Origin of the sequence: Arthrobacter sp. NPDC080073 (assembly GCF_040686575.1) — a bacterium.
In the GTDB taxonomy this organism is placed as follows: domain Bacteria; phylum Actinomycetota; class Actinomycetes; order Actinomycetales; family Micrococcaceae; genus Arthrobacter.
This window is the reverse complement of the sequence record NZ_JBFBKR010000005.1, coordinates 213,015-232,438: the sequence shown is the minus strand read 5'-3', so window position 1 is coordinate 232,438 and position 19,424 is coordinate 213,015. Positions and strand designations below refer to the sequence as shown.

The 19,424-nt window shown below is 64.0% G+C and carries 16 protein-coding genes; 8 read left to right on the top strand and 8 right to left on the bottom strand.

The window, feature by feature from the left end:
- Nucleotides 1–2 precede the first annotated feature (2 nt).
- Genes AB0O52_RS08790 through AB0O52_RS08780 form a run of 3 tightly spaced genes read right to left on the bottom strand, consistent with a single transcriptional unit; the run spans nucleotide 3 to nucleotide 3,805 of the window.
- On the bottom strand, nucleotides 3–1,370 hold the full coding sequence (locus tag AB0O52_RS08790) for an MFS transporter (RefSeq protein WP_364536258.1): 1,368 nt from the start codon (nucleotides 1,368–1,370) through the stop codon (nucleotides 3–5).
- A gap of 54 nt (nucleotides 1,371–1,424) precedes the next feature.
- A complete protein-coding gene (locus tag AB0O52_RS08785; RefSeq protein ID WP_364536255.1) occupies nucleotides 1,425–2,429 on the bottom strand; it encodes an alcohol dehydrogenase catalytic domain-containing protein in 1,005 nt (334 codons plus the stop codon).
- Nucleotides 2,426–3,805, bottom strand: coding sequence for an FAD-binding protein (locus AB0O52_RS08780; RefSeq protein WP_364536252.1), 1,380 nt, complete (start codon nucleotides 3,803–3,805; stop codon nucleotides 2,426–2,428). The genes AB0O52_RS08785 and AB0O52_RS08780 overlap by 4 nt, the downstream gene beginning before the upstream one ends.
- Before the next feature lie 198 nt (nucleotides 3,806–4,003).
- Between AB0O52_RS08780 and AB0O52_RS08775 the strand changes: the two genes are divergently transcribed.
- Nucleotides 4,004–5,020, top strand: coding sequence for a LacI family DNA-binding transcriptional regulator (locus AB0O52_RS08775; protein ID WP_364536249.1), 1,017 nt, complete (start codon nucleotides 4,004–4,006; stop codon nucleotides 5,018–5,020).
- Between the two features lie 115 nt (nucleotides 5,021–5,135).
- On the top strand, nucleotides 5,136–6,728 hold the full coding sequence (locus AB0O52_RS08770) for an AMP-binding protein (RefSeq protein WP_364536246.1): 1,593 nt from the start codon (nucleotides 5,136–5,138) through the stop codon (nucleotides 6,726–6,728).
- Between the two features lie 111 nt (nucleotides 6,729–6,839).
- On the opposite strand, the gene AB0O52_RS08765 is transcribed toward AB0O52_RS08770, so the two are convergent.
- Entirely contained in the window at nucleotides 6,840–7,016 is a 177-nt protein-coding gene (locus AB0O52_RS08765; RefSeq protein ID WP_364536243.1) for a CsbD family protein, read from the bottom strand.
- Between the two features lie 147 nt (nucleotides 7,017–7,163).
- Between AB0O52_RS08765 and AB0O52_RS08760 the strand changes: the two genes are divergently transcribed.
- Entirely contained in the window at nucleotides 7,164–8,135 is a 972-nt protein-coding gene (locus tag AB0O52_RS08760) for a magnesium transporter CorA family protein (protein ID WP_364536240.1), read from the top strand.
- A gap of 26 nt (nucleotides 8,136–8,161) precedes the next feature.
- Here the strand turns inward: AB0O52_RS08760 and AB0O52_RS08755 are convergent, their stop codons facing one another.
- On the bottom strand, nucleotides 8,162–9,820 hold the full coding sequence (locus tag AB0O52_RS08755; protein ID WP_364536237.1) for a phosphodiester glycosidase family protein: 1,659 nt from the start codon (nucleotides 9,818–9,820) through the stop codon (nucleotides 8,162–8,164).
- A 160-nt stretch (nucleotides 9,821–9,980) separates the two neighbouring features.
- On the opposite strand from AB0O52_RS08755, the gene AB0O52_RS08750 reads away from it, so the two are divergent.
- Both AB0O52_RS08750 and AB0O52_RS08745 read left to right on the top strand, forming a co-directional pair.
- Nucleotides 9,981–10,565, top strand: coding sequence for a histidine phosphatase family protein (locus tag AB0O52_RS08750; protein ID WP_364536234.1), 585 nt, complete (start codon nucleotides 9,981–9,983; stop codon nucleotides 10,563–10,565).
- A 92-nt stretch (nucleotides 10,566–10,657) separates the two neighbouring features.
- On the top strand, nucleotides 10,658–11,971 hold the full coding sequence (locus tag AB0O52_RS08745) for an alkaline phosphatase family protein (RefSeq protein WP_364536231.1): 1,314 nt from the start codon (nucleotides 10,658–10,660) through the stop codon (nucleotides 11,969–11,971).
- A gap of 26 nt (nucleotides 11,972–11,997) precedes the next feature.
- On the opposite strand, the gene AB0O52_RS08740 is transcribed toward AB0O52_RS08745, so the two are convergent.
- Complete coding sequence (locus AB0O52_RS08740) at nucleotides 11,998–13,113, bottom strand: AI-2E family transporter (RefSeq protein WP_364536228.1); 1,116 nt, start codon at nucleotides 13,111–13,113, stop codon at nucleotides 11,998–12,000.
- Nucleotides 13,114–13,456: 343 nt separating this feature from the next.
- Here AB0O52_RS08740 and AB0O52_RS08735 point away from each other — a divergent pair, with 343 nt between their 5' ends.
- From AB0O52_RS08735 to AB0O52_RS08725, 3 genes are read left to right on the top strand one after another with little or no spacing between them, the layout of a single operon-like run.
- Entirely contained in the window at nucleotides 13,457–14,395 is a 939-nt protein-coding gene (locus AB0O52_RS08735) for an ATP-binding cassette domain-containing protein (protein ID WP_364536225.1), read from the top strand.
- Nucleotides 14,392–15,501, top strand: coding sequence for an ABC transporter permease (locus tag AB0O52_RS08730; protein WP_364536222.1), 1,110 nt, complete (start codon nucleotides 14,392–14,394; stop codon nucleotides 15,499–15,501). The genes AB0O52_RS08735 and AB0O52_RS08730 overlap by 4 nt, the downstream gene beginning before the upstream one ends.
- A complete protein-coding gene (locus AB0O52_RS08725; protein ID WP_364536219.1) occupies nucleotides 15,501–16,601 on the top strand; it encodes an ABC transporter permease in 1,101 nt (366 codons plus the stop codon). The genes AB0O52_RS08730 and AB0O52_RS08725 overlap by 1 nt, the downstream gene beginning before the upstream one ends.
- A 44-nt stretch (nucleotides 16,602–16,645) precedes the next feature.
- Here the strand turns inward: AB0O52_RS08725 and AB0O52_RS08720 are convergent, their stop codons facing one another.
- Nucleotides 16,646–16,912: a GlsB/YeaQ/YmgE family stress response membrane protein gene (locus AB0O52_RS08720; protein ID WP_364536217.1), complete on the bottom strand. Its 267-nt coding sequence runs from the start codon at nucleotides 16,910–16,912 to the stop codon at nucleotides 16,646–16,648.
- Between the two features lie 111 nt (nucleotides 16,913–17,023).
- Nucleotides 17,024–19,291 carry a glycogen debranching protein GlgX gene (gene glgX / locus AB0O52_RS08715; RefSeq protein WP_364536214.1) on the bottom strand — a complete coding sequence of 756 codons (2,268 nt, stop codon included), beginning with the start codon at nucleotides 19,289–19,291 and terminating at the stop codon, nucleotides 17,024–17,026.
- Nucleotides 19,292–19,424 lie beyond the last annotated feature (133 nt).

The following is a 19,424-nucleotide window of genomic DNA, read 5'->3' as shown; positions in this document are numbered from 1 at the left end:
GGCTATTCTCCTGACGGGTTCGAGGTGGAAGGTTGCACGCGGGCGGTGGAAATGGGGGCTCCCAGTTGCTCGAGGGGCACTGTGAAGGTTTCCTTTGCAGTAAGGGCGCTGGCGGCAGCCATGAGGGCGATGACAGCGGAGATCGTGGCGACCGGCATCCAGTCGCCGGGGTGGCCGGCCGTCAGGGCCGTGTAGATGGTCGGGGCGAATCCGGCTGCGATGAGTCCGATCTGCAGGCCGAGGGCCATGCCGGTCTGGCGCACCTTCAGGTTGAACATTTCCGCGAAGAACGACGGGTAGGTGGCGTTGATGGCCGCATAGGCAAAGGAAACCGAAAAGAATCCCGTCACGAAGAGCAGTGGCGCGTTGCCGGACTGGATAGCGGCGAAGTACGCGAAGATCATGGCCGCGCATCCGACGTTGCCTGCTATGAATACCGGCTTTCGCCCGATCCGGTCAGAGAGGGCAGCGAACAAAGGCTGGGTCACCAGGGCGCAAACGTGGCTGACGATAAGGACCCACAACATGGTGCTGCTCGGGACAGCATAAACAGACGTCGCCAATGAGAGCGCAAAGACCTTGATGACAGTGTCGATCGCGAACGCAAGCGAGCAGAAGGTGACCCGCACGATCGCGCCCCAATGGGAGCGGAAGACTTCAACCACCGGTACCTTCACCAGTGCGTGTTCCTCCTTGGCTTCAAGGAATGCTTCCGGCTCGGTGAGCTTCGCACGGATGATGAGACCGGCCACCGTGACGAGGGCGCTGAGGAGGAACGGGATGCGCCAGCCCCAGCTAAGCAGCTGGTCTTTGGGTAGCGCAGAGATCGGTACGAAGATGAGGGTGGCCAGGACGAAGCCCCCGACGATACCGTTGGGGGCCCAACTCGTGAAGAAGCCCCGACGCCCTTCGGGCGACACCTCGATGGTCAGTACCGTGGCCGCGGCAGTCTCGCCTCCGACGGAAATGCCTTGGAGGATGCGAAGAGTCACCAGGAGGACTGCCGCCCAGACTCCTATCTGGGAATATCCGGGCAGGCAACCGACGAGGAACGTGCATGTTCCCATGAGGATGAGGATGAAGACGAGGACCTTCTTGCGTCCGATCCGGTCGCCGAAGTGTCCCAGTAGTATTGCGCCGATAGGCCGGGCGACGTAGGAAACCGCGAAAGTGGCCAGAGATGCCAGCGTCGCAACGCCTCCCGCTTCCGGAAAGAAGACTTTGCCGAAGACAAGTGCGGCAGCCAAGGCGTAGATGTAGTTGTCGTAATACTCCAGGGTGCCGCCGGCCATGCTTGCGATGGCGGCACGGGTGGGGCTGTTCTTCACCTGCGGCGGGTGGACCGCCGGGGTGTGTACGGATGTGTTCACTGACTTCTCCTTCATTGCAGATTCAGTTGCCGGGTACCGCTTGGAGGGCCCCGGCTAGGGGATGATGAGGGTCTTGCCGCGGCCGAGGCGGCCTTCGGCGAATGCTTCGATCGCCGCCGGGGCGCCGTTGAAGCCCTGGACGAGGTCATTGGGGATTGCCCCCAAGCCGTGGCGGGCCACCAGCGCGGCCGCCGTTGTGAGGTCTTCCGAGGTGTAGCAGAAAGTTCCGGTGAGGGTCAGTTCCCGCCGGACCAGGTCCTTCGTTGGAGGAAGTGTCCCTCCCTGGGCGAGGCCGGCGACGCAGATCGTCGATCCTGGTTCCAGGTGTTCCATGACTGCACTGATGCTCGCACTGCTTCCCACGGTGTCAATGGCGACATCCCAGCGCTCCGCGATTCCTTCCCCTGGGGCGATCGCGATGACGCCGTAATCCGTGATGGTTCCGCGGCGAACGGTGTCGGGTTCGATTACTGTGACGCTGTCCGCGCCAAGCCTAAGGGCTTGGAGTGCGGACGCCATGCCGATCGCCCCGCCGCCGACGATCACCAGGCGTGCGCCGGATGAGATATTCGCGCGGGCGCAAGCGTGGACTCCGACGGCGATGGGTTCAATGAGCGCGAGGGCCCGCGGATCTGCGGCCCCGGGGACAGCAACCGTGTTTGCTGCGTTAACCGTCACGTAGCTTTGCAGACCGCCGTCGACGTCGAGGCCCATGAGTTCGCGCTGGCGGCAGAGCCCGCGCGAACCCGTTGCGCATTCCCGGCATTCTCCGCAGACGAGGTTGGGATCGACTGCCACTAGCTGGCCGACGCTCCGGATCGTCACGTTCAGGCCGACCTCCATAACCGTGCCACCGAATTCGTGTCCTGGAACAGTTCCGATCCGGATGCGGTCGTTTTTCCCGCGCCATATCGCCGTATCCGTGCCGCACACACCGACGCTCTCGACGCGAATCAATATCTCGTCAGGACCGGGCGGATTCGGCGCCGGTTGGGGCTCAACGACGAGCCGTTCAACGCCCGCCCAGGCAACCCGCTGGGCCAACGTCGGGGTGCTCATGGCGCCGAAACCAGCTCGTCGGACCTGCGTCCGTCCACGCTCCGGGCAAGAGCGGCATCTGCAGCGCGGCGGCCAAAGACGAATCCGAAGACAATGCCGCCGACGTACCGGAGGTCCTGGGCTCCGCCCGCATCGGCCCCGGCTGCGAACAGTCCGGGGACTGGACGGTTGTCCCGGTCCAGGACCCGACCATCACCGTTCACACGCAATCCCCCGAACGGGATCGTGATACATGGCTGCACCTCGACTGCCCTGAAGGGTCCCTTCTTGAGCGAAGTAGGGCTTGCCGGCAGCGGCGCATCGAGCGCCACGGACTCGCCATCGGAGGCTCGCTGGTAGTTATCCAAGGTCGCGGCCAGGCCGGCACGGTCGACGCCCCAACTGGCAACCACCTCGACTAGCTCCTCCAGCGTATCCGTTTCCGCCGTTCGGGCGCCGAGTTTCCTCGCTTCGCCGTGACGGTCACGCGCCATGCCGCTGGGGTACGGGACAGCGAGTGCCCGATTCTGCTGGACCTCGTCATCCCAGATCAGGACGCCGCGCTGTCCCGGCTCCCGGACGAGGAATTGGTTGGAGACTTCATCGCCGAGCGACTCATCGGTGAATCGGCGGCCGCGCCTGTTGACCAAAAGGCCATAGGCGGAGAAATACAGGGTAAGGCGGAGGAACACCTCGGGCGAGACCGGCAGCGGACTCGGCAGGGTGTGGCCGTAAAAGCCGGACAGATGGCGGCTCGCCGCTCCCCCGGCTGCGGTCCCGAGGCGAAATCCATCGCCCACCGAATGCGGGTTGCTGCGAACAGCTATATCATCGGCACCGTTGCCGATGAACTTCTGCTTGAGTTCGGGGTCTCCCTGAAATCCACCTGTTGCGAGTACCGTCGCAGCTCCAAACGCCGTCTGCTTTTCTCCCTCTTGGATGAAAGTCACGCCTGCAACCTTCCCTCCGTCAACGATGAGTTCGACGTCGCTGATGCCGGTGAGAAGACCCCCTCCGCTGGCTTTGATTTTCGCGGTCCACTTGGCGAACAGGTCAAGGATGTCAATCTTGCAGGCGCGGCCCCATTCGAGGTGGTCGCGCCATTCTTCGCTGACGCTGACGCCGGCGGAACGCACATCCTCAACGGCCTGCTCGTACCCATTCACCACGAGTGGCCCCAGGACCGGATCGCCGTCGGGCTGGATGCGGCGAAGGACATCCACATTCGGGGCCGTCCAGAGAATGCCCGCCGAAAGCGCGGCAGAGCCTCCCGCAGAACCGCCCTTCTCAAGCACGAGAACGCGTCCCCCGAGGTCCACCGCCCGGTTCGCGGTTGCCAAACCTGCCGCACCCGCCCCGACGACGATCAGGTCAAAAGGCTCTGTGATGTCCCTCATTTGTCTCTCCTTTGAGTTTGTTATTACGGATAACGTTTACCGTTGAGGGCAAAGTAGCTGCCCTAGCAATGGATAACGTTTTCCGTTACGCTAGTTCCACCGGGGACCTCCTGTCAAGAGGGGCAACTCAAGGCAGCGGGATTGCCAGGTTCGGTTGCGGTTAGGCTGGAGCGTCGATCACTTCAAAGGAGTCTGGGCATGGCAACATTGCGGGAGATAGCCGAACTCGCGTCCGTCTCTGTAGCCACCGCTTCACGCGTGCTCAACGGCTCAGCGGAGAAGCACCCGGTGTCCGAGGATGTGCGGGCCAGTGTGCGGGCTGCCGCGGACACTCTGGGTTACACGCCCAGCGCCACCGCCCAGGCACTGAAACAACAGCGCAGCAAAATCATCGGCGTCATTGCCAGTGACATCCTCGATCCATACTTCGCAGAGATGACCCGCGGGATCGAGATCGAAGCGGCAAAGTTCGGGTATGTCACTATTTTGGCCAATGCGAACCGCGACCCGGAGCAAGAACGGACAAAATTCCGCGTCCTGCGGGAACATCAGGTCTCCGGGATAGTGTTTTGCGGCAGCGATATCGAAGGCTCGCCTGGAACCGCGCAGCTCGCCCGTGAAGTCAACCTTGCCGTAAGAGCCGGTACGAGGGTAGTGGCGCTCGCTCCCAGGGGGTTTGATTCCACGAAGATCGTCATCGACAACGCCGCGACGGCATACGAACTAACTCGATACATGCTTGCGCTTGGGCACCGAAAAGTTGCCTTCATCGGAGGAATCCCCGGACTCTCGGCAGCCGAACAGCGCATCGTCGGTTACCGCAATGCAATGTTCGAGGCGCAGGCCCCAGCGCAGGTGCTCGGCTTGACCGGGATGAGCCAGGAATCGGGAAAACGGGCAGCCGAGGAACTCACCGCATCGAATCAAATTCCCGACGCGATCGTCTGCACCAACGACGAAGTGGCCGTCGGCGTCCTCGCCCATCTTTGGACCACGGGGTACAAAATCCCCGAAGACGTGTCCGTCGCCGGCATAGGTGGAACGCGCGGTGGTGCCGTCTTCGGCCTCACGACAATGACGCTTCCCCTGATAGAACTCGGCGGACTTGCTGCCCGCTACATCGCAACGGCAGGCAGCTCATCAGACGTTCCGGCTCCCCCGCGCTTTGAGCTGCGCGTCGGCTCCACCTCGGCCCCGCGAGAACAATCCAACTAAACGGACGTCCGGTTTGTGGGCACCCGGCCGCGACCGCCCTTGTCCCGGCCCCGCGCCGCCGGGTGTAATGGACGCACGACGGCGACTCCCGCCGTCGTGCGCCGAAGGAGCCGCGATGTTCACCAGCCCGTACGCTGATGTCGAGATCCCCGAAGTCACGATTTATGAGTATCTGTTCGGCGGGCTGGGCGTCGAGGACCTTGACCGGATCGCACTCGTGGACGGCACGACCGGCGCGGAAATGACCTACCGGCAACTCGTCGGCCAGATCGACGCCATGGCAGGCTGGCTAGCCGGCCACGACGCAGGCCCGGGGACCACTGTGGGGCTTTTCTGCCCCAACGTGCCGGCGTTCGCCGTCGTCTTCCACGGGGTCCTGCGTGCGGGCGCTGCCGTCACCACTGTCAACGCGTTGTATACCGCCGATGAAGTCGGCAGCCAGCTCAGCGACGCCGGCGCCTCCTGGCTCTTCACTGTCCCGCCGTTCCTTGAGCGGGCGGAGGCCGCGGCGCTGGTTGCCGGGATCCCTGCGGAACGGCTCGTGGTGCTCGACGGCGGCCACCTCGCTGCCGCCGAGGGGCATCCCTCGCTCGCGGACGTGCTCGAAGCCGGTCTTCCCGCGCCGACGCTCAGCGTCGATCCGCACGCCGCCGCGGTGGTGCCGTACTCCTCGGGCACGAGCGGCGCGCCGAAGGGCGTCCTGTTGAGCCAGTACAACCTCGTGGCGAACGTCGCGCAGTCGAGCGCCTTCTTCCGCGTAACTCCCGACGACGTGCTTCTCGCCGTCTTGCCCTTCTTCCACATCTACGGCCTGACCGTGCTGCTCAATCTTGCCCTCGGCGAGCGCGCCCGGCTCGTCACGATGCCGAAGTTCGACCTCGCCGAATTCCTCCGCATTACGCAGGACCACCGCTGTACCTACCTCTTCATCGCGCCGCCCATCGCCGTCGCGCTGGCCAAGCATCCCCTGGTGGACCAATACGACCTCTCGTCCGTGCGGGCCGTGCTTTCGGGAGCGGCGCCCCTCGACGGCGAACTGGGGCACGCTGTTGCGAACCGGCTCGGGTGCACGATGCTCCAGGGCTATGGCATGACCGAGTTGAGTCCCGTATCCCACGCCATCCCGCGCGACGGTGCCGAGCGCGTCCCCCTCGACTCGGTGGGCTACACCGTGCCGAACACGGAATGCAAGCTCCTCGACCCCGCTACGGACGAAGAGATCGACGTTCCGGCCGAAGGACCGAGCGCTCCCGGACAGCTTCTCGTCCGGGGCCCGCAGGTCATGCTCGGCTACCTGAACCGGCCCGACGCAACCGCCGCGACGATCGATCCGGACGGCTTCCTCCGCACGGGCGACATCGCGACCGTCACGGCCGACGGCGTCGTGACGATAGTCGACCGGCTCAAAGAGCTGATCAAATACAAGGGCTACCAGATAGCACCTGCCGAGCTCGAAGCGCTCCTGCTCACCCACCCGCGTATTGCGGACGCCGCGGTCATCGGCATCCACGCGGACGACGGCGAAGAGGTGCCGAAGGCGTTCGTCGTCCGGCAGGCCGGAGCCGAGCTCGGCGACAGCGAAGTCATGGAATTCGTCGCCGGCAGGGTGGCGCCGTTCAAGCGCGTGCGATCGGTGGAGTTCGTCGATGCGATTCCCAAGTCGGCGTCGGGAAAGATCCTCCGGCGGGAGCTGCGCGCGAGAGCCTAGCCAGCGGGGCGAACGGCCCCGCCGCATGACGTTCCAGTGCTGGAAAAATGTATCAGGACATGACGCGGGCGCGGGCCGCATGGCCCGCGCCCTGCTATCGGCGTCCGCGGACTAGTGCTTCCTGAAGGCGCCTTTGATCTTTTCGCCTGCCAGCTTCAGATCGGCCCTGACCTGACGGGACTTGCCCTCAGCCTTGAGCCGGTCATTGCCGGTGGCCTCGCCGGCCGCCTCCGTGGCCTTGCCGTGGAGTTTACCGGCAGCGTGATGGAACCTGTCGCCCCAACCCATAATGGCTCTCCTTAGTCGCCGGCCCAGCGGCAGGACACCGCAAGGCCGCACTTAAATTGTAGGGACAGAACGACGGCAAAGGCACGTCCCGGCCGCGAAGCCTTGCCGCTCAGGAAGCGCGGATACGCGTCCCGTACTATGGGGCGGATGGTGTTCATACGGCTATACCGCGAAGGCAAACTCGAACGCGACGATGTCCTGGCCCACGAGATCGAAGCACTGGCCCGCCAGGATGACGTGGTGCTGTGGATCGACTACACGAACCCGACGCCGGATGACCTTCTCGGCGTCGAAACCGTGTACGGGCTTCACCGACTCGCCGTCGAGGACGCCGTCCACGACTTTCAGCGGCCCAAGCTGGACCGCTACCCGAACCACCTCTTCCTCTCGGCCTACCAGGCGGCGTTACAGCCTGGCACCGGGGAACTGGCTGTCGCCGAGATCTCGGCATTCGTGACCCACAATGCGCTGGTGACTGTGCACGGGGCCGGATTCGACACCGACAAGCTGACTGCGCACTGGGACGCGGAAACCGAGCTGGCACAACACGGGGTGCCCTTCCTCTTCTGGGGCCTGCTGGACATGATCGTCGACGGGCACTTCGACGCCGTCCAGGAACTCGATGGCTACATCGATTCCCTCGAGGAGTCGCTTTTTGCGGACCACTCCCCCGATCACGACCTGCAGCGGAAGACGTTCGAACTCCGAAAGAACCTCGTCCGGCTCCGCCGTGTCGTCCTGCCCATGCGTGAAGTCCTGAACACCCTCCTGAGGCGGGAGGACCTGGTTGGCTGCAGCCCCGCGATGCAGCCCTTCCTCCAGGACGTCTACGACCACGTGCTGCGTGCTTCGGAATGGACGGAATCGCTCCGCGACCTCGTCACGACCATCCTGGAAACCCACATCAGCATCCAGGGGAACCAGATGAACCTGGTCATGAAGAAGGTCACCAGTTGGGCCGCGATCATCGCCGTCCCCACTGCCGTGACCGGCTTCTTCGGGCAGAATGTGCCCTTTTTCGGTTTCCAGAGCGATTACGGCCTCTGGCTATCCTGCGCTCTCATGGCCGGCGGTTCAATTTTCCTGTACCTCGCCTTCAAGAAGCGGGACTGGATCTAGCTGGTTCCCCGTGGAAGTCCCCTGTCCTACTGCCCGTCTTTGCGGGCCGGCAGCACAAGGAGCGCGTCCCCGACCGCGCGTTCCGAGCCGCCCGACGGGCTGTTCTGGACTTTTCCTTCGGCAACGGCTGTTGTTGAGCCACCGCCGTCCAGGTTCATGGCCTGGACCATGCCAAGTGACAGTGCGACGTCAGCCTCTTCCTTCAGGCTCAGTCCGAGCGAGGCAGTTGAGCGTCCATCGGCGGTGACAAGCATGGTCCTGCCCTGGGCATCGGTCCCGGCGAAGGTCCGGGGGTTCCGTTTGTGGACCCAGCCGTAGTAGAAGCTGTTTCCGTCGTTGGGATGCACGATGCCGTCATGGCGGACAGTGACGTCTTCACTGCCGTCCTTGACCAGCAACGGGCCACCGTTGACGACGCTGGTGAACTTGTTGGCCTGCAGGGACTTCCCGTCCTGGCCGAGCAGTCCGGCGTCGATCTTCAGCTTGGCGCCCACCGGAGCGAGTGCGCGGAGCCGCGCGACGTCGGTTCCGGTGGCCTGGATGGTGTGTCCTCCGGGAGGGACGGACGCACCACGGGTTTCGGCGATGGCGGTAACGGTGTCGTGGCTGTCCACCATCACTTCCAGGCCCGGACCGGCAGGCGTGGACGGCCCGAACTCCGGAGTGAACGTGACGAGCTCATTGGAGTTCGTGCAGGTGACATCCTGGAGCGGGCCTGAGGTAGGCACGTCGTTGGCGCCGCCGCAGTTGCGGATCAGGCCAGGTACCCGGTCGATGCCGTCCAATGGCGCTTCCCCGGAAGCGGAGGAGATTTTCCCATCCCAGGTCAGTCGCTGGATGCTGCTGGCATTCTTCTTCCCGTCGATGACGAGAGCCGGGCGGTCCGCCACGGCTTCGCTGAGGGTCTTGCCTCCATAGACCCCGGCCCCGGCGGGGTCGCCTTCGGCACCGGCCTTCGGGTCGAAGACGAAGAACCCTCCGTTCACAGCCGCGATGGCGTGGGCGTCGGAAGCCAACTGGCTGGTGGTCTCCCGCTTCTCCAGATCCTGGCCGAACGAGGCGGCGAGCTGGCCTTGGTACGTCCCGGGGTCGATCGTGATGACGTCAAGATTCCACGGTCCGCGTGTCTTGGTGGTGGTCTCGGAATCGCCGTCCCAACCTGTGTAGATCACTGAGGAGGCAAAACCGGCGGTCTTGATCTTGGCGACGACGGAGGCACCGTCGGCCTGCGCGGCGAAGTGGCCGGCGCGGACCCGGTAGCCCAAATCGCCTCCGGCGTCGGCAAGCTGCGGCGACTGGACATGTTCAACGCGCGCATCGACTCCGCCGGCTTTGAGTTTGTCGGCCGTGCGCTGCGCAGTGGCCTGGCTTGAGAGCGCCGACGCCGGAGCATCCGGATCCGGCGAGTCGGAGGGAATGGCGACTTCGGCTGTCCAGAATAGTGAAGAGTCGGCTCCGCCCCGGCTGATTTTGGTGAGTGTGACGCCGGGGGCGAGGGTTGTCACTGTCCGGCTCTCGGGGAGGTCAGCGGCGCCAAGGTTGAGGTGGGCACCCTGATCCGTGTTCTTGCCGCTTGTCCGGACATCGTCCGCATGGGTGGGCCCAACGGGACTAAGGAGCGCCGAAAAGACGGCCAGAGCGAGGCCGCCGGTGAGGGCACTGCGACGTTTTAGGGAGGCTTTCATGGGTCCACCGTATAAAGACCGGACCGTCACCCAGTCCGGTTTTCCCGTTTCGCGACCCCTGTTGACCGAACCTTCATGCCACGTTCACTTGCAGGCGGAAGGCCGACCCAAGAAGCAGCATTGGCTGCCCACGGACTTATCCCAATGCAGAATGGAAGGCATGCCCCTTACTACGTTCGCCCTCATCCGCCACGGCCAGACAGACTGGAATGCCCAGCGCCGGCTACAGGGATCCACCGACATTCCGCTGAACGACGTCGGCCGCGGCCAGGCGCGCGACGCCGTCGCCGTCCTTTCCGGCTACGAATGGGACGTCATCGTTTCGTCACCGCTGAGCAGGGCCGCGGAAACCGCCGAACTGATCGCCGCAGGCCTGGGGCTCAGCGTGGACCGGCACATGCCGGAGCTGACCGAGCGACGCTTTGGACCTGCCGAGGGCCTTCAAGCGGGCCCAGAACTGGACGCACTGCGCATTCCCGGCGGCTTCCGCGGCGCGGAAAGCGAGGATGCGGCAGCCTCCCGAGGCCTGGCCGGGCTGGAGGCGCTCGCCGAGGAGTTCAGCGGCCGCCGCGTCCTTGTTGTCGCCCACGGAACCCTCCTCCGCTTGAGCCTGGGCCGCGCCGTCGCCCGCACGCTGGAGAGTATCGAGAATGCCGCGCTCAACCTCGCCCACCACGATGCGCTTGACGGCTGGCAGCTCGAATACTTCAACGGTGAACCCGTGGTGGCTCCCGTTCCCGCCTGAGCAGCGCCGAGCCCACGGCATATCCACCAGGACAGCTGCGTGGGAGACTGTTCAGCACGGACAGGAACTCCTTTCGAAGGGGGATGGTCATCGTGCCGGCAACTGGTCTCAATGCCGTCCAGCACATCGTCGTCTTGATGCTTGAAAACCGCTCATTCGATCACATGCTCGGATACCTCTACGCCGATTCCGCCAATGTTTCTCCCGCGGGAGACCCGTTTGAGGGCCTGACCGGCACGGAGTCCTGCCCCGGCTCCGATGGCAGTCCTGTCGGGGTCTATCAGCTGACGTCCTCGACGCCCGACGTCTACTTCATGCCGGGCGCCGACCCCGGGGAGGGATACCAGGCAACGAACGAGCAGCTCTATGGCAGCGCCGGCGCGCCGCAAGCGGGAACTCTACCTCCCATGAGCGGCTTTGTGACCAACTACGCCGGTGCCATCAAGGACAACCTGGCCAAGGGCTGGCACGTGGTGCCGGGAACAACCGAGCAAATGATCATGGGCTGCTTCACCCCGCAGACACTTCCTGTCTTGTCAGGGATGGCGAAGGGGTTCGCCGTCTGCGACGCCTGGTTCGCGTCAGCTCCCACGATGACGATGCCCAACCGGGCGTTCGCGTGTGCCGCGACCAGCCAAGGCAACCTGGATGACAAGGCCAAACGGTTCACCGTGCCGAGCATCTTCGGGCACCTGGGCAACCATGGGATCCCGTGGAAAATCTACGGCGAAACCAAGTCGCCCCTGACGAAACTCGACTTCGACGACACCCGGCACGCTCCGGCGTCGAACATTGGCCTGTTCGCGGACTTCCAGGCCGACGCGGCGGCCGGGAAGCTCCCCGCATACGCGTTCCTTGAACCGTCCTGGTCCTCGACGGGCAACAGCGAGCACCCCAACTACAACGTCGCGCTTGGAGAGCAGTTCCTGCTGGACGCTTATCGCGCCGTCCACGATGGGCCGGCTTGGGACTCCACCCTGCTCATCGTCACGTATGACGAACACGGTGGCTGCTACGACCACGTCGCTCCGCCGTGGGGCGCGACGCCCCCAGACGATACACCGGGGGAATTCGGTTTCGATTTCACCCGCTTCGGGGTACGTGTGCCAACGATCCTGATCAGTCCGCTCATCCCGGCCGGCACCGTCATCCGAGCCCGCGGTCCTGTCCCGCTCGATCACACGAGCATCCTTGCAACCGTCGAACATCGTTGGAATCTGCCGGCCCTTACCCGCCGCGATGCCGCGGCACCTGATGTTGGCGGGGCCTTGAGCCTCACCGTCCCGCGCACTGACGACCCCCTCGCGGGCGTTCGGGCACCCAGTCCCCCGCCGACCACCCGGGCGCTCGCAGAACAACCGTCCCACCTGGAGCAATTGCGCGACGAGCTCCTAGCGCAACCTTAGGTTCGGGCTTTGGCTGTGAGTCCGGTTCAGCCCGCGGTTCCATCGGCGCGGTCGATGCCGGCGGGCGCCGTGTCGCCCCGCCCGGTCCACGTCTTGATGGCAGTCCAGCCAACGGCGGCGGTCGGCACAGCCAACAGGGCACCGATAATGCCCGCGAGCATCGTGCCGATAGCCAAGGCCAGCAAAATGGCCAGCCCGTGAATGCTCAGGACCTTGCCCATCAAAACGGGTTGAAGGAAATGGTGCTCAAGCTGGTTGGCCGCGACGAGGACTGCGAGGACGATGAGGGACGTCACCGGACCGTTCGAGATCAGCGCGACACCCACAGCGAGGGTACCGGCTGCGGTGGAACCAATGATGGGAATGAACCCGCCGATAAACACAAAAACGCCAAGGGGCAGGGCAAGCGGGACACCGAGGATGGCCAGGACGGTCCCGATGATCAAGCCGTTCACCGCTGCGATGAGGGCCGTGCCCCGGACATAGCCTCCCAGGACGGTGGCGCTTCGTTCCGCGGCCAGGTGGGCTTTCCCGCGGTGAACCGGCGGCAGGAACCCGAAAAGGAAAGTCCTGATCTTCTCGCCGTCCTTGAGGAAGAAGAACAAGATCACCACCATGAGAACCAAGCCGGCGAGGATTTCACCGACCGTACGGGCGCCCGTGAGCGCTTCGGCACCGAACGTACTGCTCGTGACGAAGCGCTGTATGGAATCGGCGACGGAGCGGAGTTGCTCGTCGCTGACCTTGAAGGGGCCGTTGTTCAGGAATTGATGGAGCTGCTCGATGCCGGCAGTGAATTTCACCGCAAGCTCCTTGGATTGCGCCCTGATAAGAAAGACGATTCCGGTGATGACTCCGCCGAAGACTGTAAGGATACCCACGAACGATGCTGCGACTGCGAGGGCCTGGGGCCACCGGTGGGCAGTCAGCCAACGCACAAGAGGCGAGATTGCCGAGGCAAGAATGAGTGCGATGGTGACCGGGATCATGACGAGCGGCACGCTGGTCAGAGCCCAGAGAATCACTGATACCAGGGTGATGACCAGGAGCATCTGGCCTGAACGGATCCCGGCGCGGCCCAGCCCGTCGGACCACATCGCCGACATTGTGGGTTTGTCCGGCGAATTGTTGCTTTCAGTCATTGGGTTCCTTCCTGGTGGTTCGAGCAGTCCCTTATCGCTCATGCCCCACACTAACGGCGCACTCCAAGCTAGCTCGCAACGAGCGCTGAAATCCCTGTGTCCGCCGCGGGACATCACCGGCGACACTGCCGGTGCCCGCCTTTGCACTCCTCCTCTCCAGGCACTCGCTCACCTTTGGGGTGTTTCGGGCAGACGCTCGCTCACATGATGTGAGCGAGCGTCCTTGCTTTTGCCCATATATGTGAGCGAGCGTCCCGGTTGATGCAGACCTCTGACCATGTTGACACCTCCATTGACGGGGGCAAGACTGATCATGGATCCGCGTCCCGCAAGAGGAAAAGGCATGACTGAAGCGGCCATCGAGCTCATAGGCGTCACAAAGCGGTTCGGCTCCCTCACCGCGGTCGACGACCTGAGCCTGCAGGTTCGACGCGGAGAGATTTTCGGCCTACTCGGGCCCAACGGCTCGGGCAAAACAACCATCATCAACATGATCAGCGGCCTCAGCCGCCCAAGCTCGGGCGGGGTCAGGGTCCTGGGCATCGACCTGCTGAAAGATCCACGCGGGATCCGTCGCTCGCTCGGGACAGTACCGCAGGAGAACGCCCTTTACGAGGAGCTCACAGCAGAAGCCAACCTCCGGTTTCATGCCGATCTCTTCGACGTGCCCAAGCATGGTCTCGATAGGAAGATCACCTCGCTGCTCGAATTGGCGCAACTGGAGGAGCGCCGGAAGAGCCGCGTCGCAACGTTCTCCGGCGGCATGAAGCGAAGGCTGGCGTTGGTCCGGGCCATGCTCCACGAACCGGAGCTGCTCTATTTCGACGAACCGACCCTCGGAGTCGACGTGCAGAGCAGGCATGCCCTCTGGGACCGGATCCTGGAACTCAAGGATCGCGGAACCACCGTACTCATCACCAGCAACTACCTCGAGGAAGCGAACGCCTTGTGCGATCGCCTGGCCATCATCGACCGCGGACGGCTGGTGGCGCTCGATTCGCCAACCAAGCTGCGGCGCAGCTTCGGTGACACGGTGCTTGAAATGCGCACGCATCCAGCTCCTGGGGAGGAGATCGTTCGAAAGGTCCTTGCGCTCCCCGGCGTTGTCTCGGCAAATGCTTCCGACGGCTCGCTGAAGGTCACGGTGGAGGGTGGTGCCGACGTGACCGGCAAGGTCGTAACGGAAGTAGTCGGGTCCACGAGCCTGGAGGAGATCCAGAGCCGGGAACCGAGCCTCGACGAGGTTTTCCTGAGCCTGACGGGCAAGGAGCTCCGGGAGTGAGCCTCCGCCATGACCTGCGTGTGATCCGGGCCGTGGCGGCGACGGACATCCGGCTCACCCTCCGGGAGCCACTGTTCGCGATCATCGGCGTCCTGATCCCGATCAACTTTTTGCTTCTCTTCCTGCTCTTCGCGATCAGCGGCGGCCAGGCGCCGATCGCCGTCGTGATGAATGACCACGGACCGCTCGCGGAACGCTTCGTTCAGGCCATGAACGGCTCTCATTCGTTCATCATCCACACCGCAAGCCCGGCCGACGCGGAACGTGAGATCCATTCCGGCAGCATTGTCGCCGTCGTCACCGTGCCACAAGAGTTCGACGCCGCCCTCGCCGCCGGAGCGCGAATCGAAATTCCGGTGGAAGTCAACAACTTGAACGTCGACTTCACCAACGACATCCGGCGGGCCGTTCCGCTGTCCATCACGTCCTTCTACGCGGACGCCTTCCCCGATCAGGTGGTGGTGACCGCCCGCGAATCCGACCTCCAAGTCCAAGACACTGGCTACATTCCGTACCTCGCCGTGAGCATCATGGTTGCCGGCCTGATGCTAGCGTCCCAACTGCAAGGCAGCGTCAATACCGCGCGGGACTACGAGCTTGGGACCATCAAGGAACTCGCACTTGCGCCTGTGAGCCGCTTGACGATCGGGGTGGGCAAGGTCTTGGGAGCCGCAGTCCTCGCGGCGGCGTCCGCGTTGCTGCTACTCGCCGTCGTGGTCCTTTTTCTCGGGGTCCATCCGCTCCATCCCCTCGAAGTGTTGGGCTTCGGACTCTTGGTTCTGGCGGCGTTCCTTGCCCTCGGCGTCCTCGTCGGGACACTAGTCCGTCGGAGACAGCAGGCAATCCCCCTCTCCATCGCGGCCGTTCTTCCCCTGTTCTTCCTGAGCGGACCGTTCGGGCCGGCGAACTGGCTGGGCGCCATCCCCGGCGGAATCGCTGCGATATCGCCTCTCACGTATGCGATCGCCGCCTTCCAGCACGCCTTCCACGGTTACCAGACGGCTCCGCAAAGCCTGACTGTGGACGCGATCGTCCTGGGAGCATTCAGCTTGGTGGCCGTGGGGTGCGCGGCTTTCGTGTTCGGTCGGCATGGGGCGAGGCACTGATGGCTGCCCGGCGTGCCGTGCTCGCCATAGCGGCGAAAGACATCCTGACCTGGTTCCGGACGCCGTCCGCGATTCTGGCCAGCCTCCTGCCGCCCGTCGCATTCCTGCTGATCATCTTCGTGGTGGCCGGGGCGGTCGGCCGGAACCCGGTGGCGCTGGTGGTTGAGGACAGCGGGCCGCAGGCGCAGCGGCTCGTCTCGATCCTTGAGAACTCGGACGCCTTCCGCGTCCAGCGCGCCGACCCCGTCGAAGCCACACACCTGCTGGACACGCTCCAAGTTGCAGCGGTCATCACGGTACCCGCCACGTTCGACGACGACTACCGGGCACGGCGGCCCGACCCCGTCAGCGTGCAGATCAACAACCTGAACCTCGACTTCACCAACGACCTGCGCCGCTCAGTCCCGGCCGCCATTACCAACTTTTATGCCGGACAGCCGGACACACCGATCATGGTCGGCGTCGCCGAATCGGACCTGAGGCCGCACGACGTCGACCTGGTCCAGTTTCAGCTCGTGCCGATCCTCGTGCTCCTGCTCACGATCATGGGGATTGTCAACGGCGGGTTGGCAGCCGCCCGCGAGTTCGAAGAACTTACCATCAAAGCGCTGTTGCTCTCCCCGATCGGCCGCGGGTCGCTGATCGCCGGCAAGATCCTGGCGTGCTGGGTAACAACCATGCTCGTGGCTGCGGTGGTCCTGGTCTTGTCGTACGCCTTTGGGATCCTTCGGCCTGCCGGATGGTATTGGTTGCCGGCGCTGGCTGCAATCGGACTGATCGCGCTGGCGGCCGCGGGGCTCGGAACGGCTTTGGGCTGTGCGCTGCGGCGCTTCTCAGCCGTTGCCGGGGCTGGCATCAATCTGTCGATCTACCTGTTTTTCCTCAGCGGCGGAATCAGCGTTGCGGCGTTCTTGCCGGATTGGATCCAGGCCATAGCGCACTTCACACCGACCTTTTACGGGGTGGACGCGCTAGAGGCAGCGATCTTCTACCAGTCGACCGAAAACCTCGGCCGGGACCTGGCTGTGCTGCTGGCGACCGCCGCCGTCGGACTCGTTCTAGGGACGGTGTCCCTTCGACGGCGGCTGGTCGCCTACTAGCCTGGCCTCGCTCCCGCTGTATGTGAAGCTACCTGGCTTCGCGCCTATACCCTGCTTCGCCGTCCTCTGAGTGCTCCGAAGATCAGCAGCACGATGATGGCTCCCAGGATGGACAGCAGCCACGTCCTCAGATCGAAGAAGTTTCCCAGTCCGCCACCGAAGAGGACGGAACCGATCCAACCACCAAGAAAAGCCCCGACAACTCCCAGGAGCATGGTAAGCAGCAGACCGCCGCCTTGCCTTCCAGGAAGAATGGCCTTTGCGATGGCGCCGGCGATCAGGCCAAGCAGAAGAAAAGCGAGAAAACCCATGGTGCATCTCCTTTGCAACGAAGACGAGCGCCGGTCCGGCGCTTCGCCTCCGAGTTAATCAGCATGCTTACTGACAGGCAAGGCCCCGATCAAGATGTCGTCGCCAAACGTTCACGGAGTGTCCTGCTTGCTTGGCCGCCGCCCGGACGCCGGCTTCTTCGTCTTCTTCGGCTCCGGAACTGCAGGGGAGGTGAGCGCCGCGGTTTCGGCGGTCGCCGTCTGCGTCAGCGCTGCGAGCGAGGCGGCCACTGAGTGGTCGGGCACCTCCTCGGGGGCACTGTGCGCACGAAGCACTACGAGTGACTTCGCCACGAGCGACACTACACCGCCTGCTTCGACGGGCGCGGAGTCGGCGCTCTCCCCCGCGGTGTCGATCAGGATGTCCCAGGCGGGTGCGTATTCGTCCGAGGGCAGCCTGAACTTGACTTCGTCGTCGTGGGCATTGAAGTAGAGCAGGAAGTTGACGTCCGTGATGCGCCGGCCCTGGTTGTCCTTTCCTTGGATGCCGTCACCGTTGAGGAACACGCCCACGGAGCGGCCGAAGCCGTTGTCCCAGTCCTCTGGCTGCATGGTGCTTCCATCCGGATCCAGCCACTCGATGTCCGGAAGCCTCTCGCCTTCGCCGCGCAGCACCGGGCGGCCGTCGAAGAAGCGGCTCCGGCGGAAGGTGGGGTGCTTGGCGCGCAGAGCGCTGACCGCGGCCGTGAACTCGACGAGGGGCTGGTCCACGCTGTCCCAGTTGATCCAGGTCAGCTCGGAGTCCTGGCAGTAGCCGTTGTTGTTGCCCCGCTGCGTCCGGCCCAGCTCGTCACCGTGCAGCAGCATCGGGACACCCTGGGATAGAAGCATCGTGGCGATGAAGTTCCGCTGCTGGCGGGCGCGAAGGCCCAGGACCTTGGGATCCTCCGTGGGGCCCTCGACGCCGCAGTTCCAGGAGCGGTTGTGGGATTCGCCGTCGTTGTTGCCCTCGCCGTTCGCCTCGTTGTGCTTCTCGTTGTAGGACACCAGGTCGGCCAGGGTGAAGCCGTCGTGGGCGGTGACGAAGTTGATGGAAGCCACCGGGCGGCGGCCGGAGTGCTCGTAAAGGTCCGCCGACCCGGTCAACCGGGAGGCGAATTCGCCCAGGGTGGAGGGCTCGCCGCGCCAGAAGTCGCGGACGGTGTCCCGGTACTGGCCGTTCCATTCCGTCCACTGCGGCGGGAAATTGCCCACCTGGTAGCCGCCCGGACCGACGTCCCACGGCTCGGCGATCAGCTTGACCTGCGAAACCACCGGATCCTGCTGGATGAGCTCGAAGAAGGTCGACAGTTTGTCCACGTCATAGAACTCCCGGGCCAGGGTGGAGGCGAGGTCGAAGCGGAAGCCGTCCACATGCATTTCGGTGACCCAGTACCGCAGGGAATCCATCAGCAGCTGCAGCGAATGCGGCTGGCGGACGTTCAAGGAGTTGCCGGTCCCCGTGTAGTCCATGTAGTGCTTCTGGTCACCATCCACCAGCCGGTAGTATGCGGCGTTGTCGATGCCCTTGAAGGACAGCGTCGGGCCAAGGTGGTTGCCTTCGGCGGTGTGGTTGTACACGACGTCGAGAATGACCTCGATGCCTGCTCGGTGGAGGGAACGGACCATGGCCTTGAAGTCCTGGACCTGCTGGCCGGCGTCCCCCGCGGAGCTGTAGCTGTTGTGCGGGGCAAAGAACCCGATCGTGTTGTAGCCCCAGTAGTTGTTCAACCCCTTGTCCTGCAAGGTGCCATCATTGACGAATTGATGGACGGGCATGAGTTCGATGGCCGTCACCCCGAGCTTCTGCAGATGGGAAATCACGGCAGGGTGGGCCACGCCGGCGTACGTGCCGCGCTGCTCCTCCGGGACCTCGGGGTGGAGCTGGGTCAGGCCCTTGACGTGCGCCTCGTAGATCACGGAACGGTGGTACGGGATCCGCGGGAGGTGGTCGCCGTCCCAGTCGAAGAACGGGTTGATGACCACGCCCAACATCATGTGCGGCGCCGAATCCTCGTCGTTGCGGGAGTCCGGATCCCCCATGTTGTAAGAGAAGAGCGCCGGGTCCCAGTCGAGTTGGCCGTGCACCGCCTTCGCGTAAGGGTCCAGGAGGAGCTTGTTGGGATTGAAGCGCTGCCCGGCGGCAGGGTCATACGGACCGTGCACGCGGTAGCCATACTTCTGGCCCGGCTGAACCTGCGGCAGGTAACAGTGCCAAACGTAACCATCGACTTCCACGAGATCGATTTTGGTTTCGGAGCCGTCCTCCTGAACCAGGCAAAGCTCGACTTTTTCAGCCCTCTCGCTGAACAAGGCGAAGTTGGTTCCGGTTCCGTCGAAGGTGGCGCCAAGGGGGTACGCCGATCCGGGCCAGATTTCCATTCGTGCTCCTATTGTGTTGTCCAACCGATTTGTCCGGCAGGGTCCTGCGTCGGCAGGGAACTTTTGTCCTACGTCCTGCTGAACAGCAAATCCCGTAAAGTACTAAGCTTGCTGACTATATCCCGGATCGCTC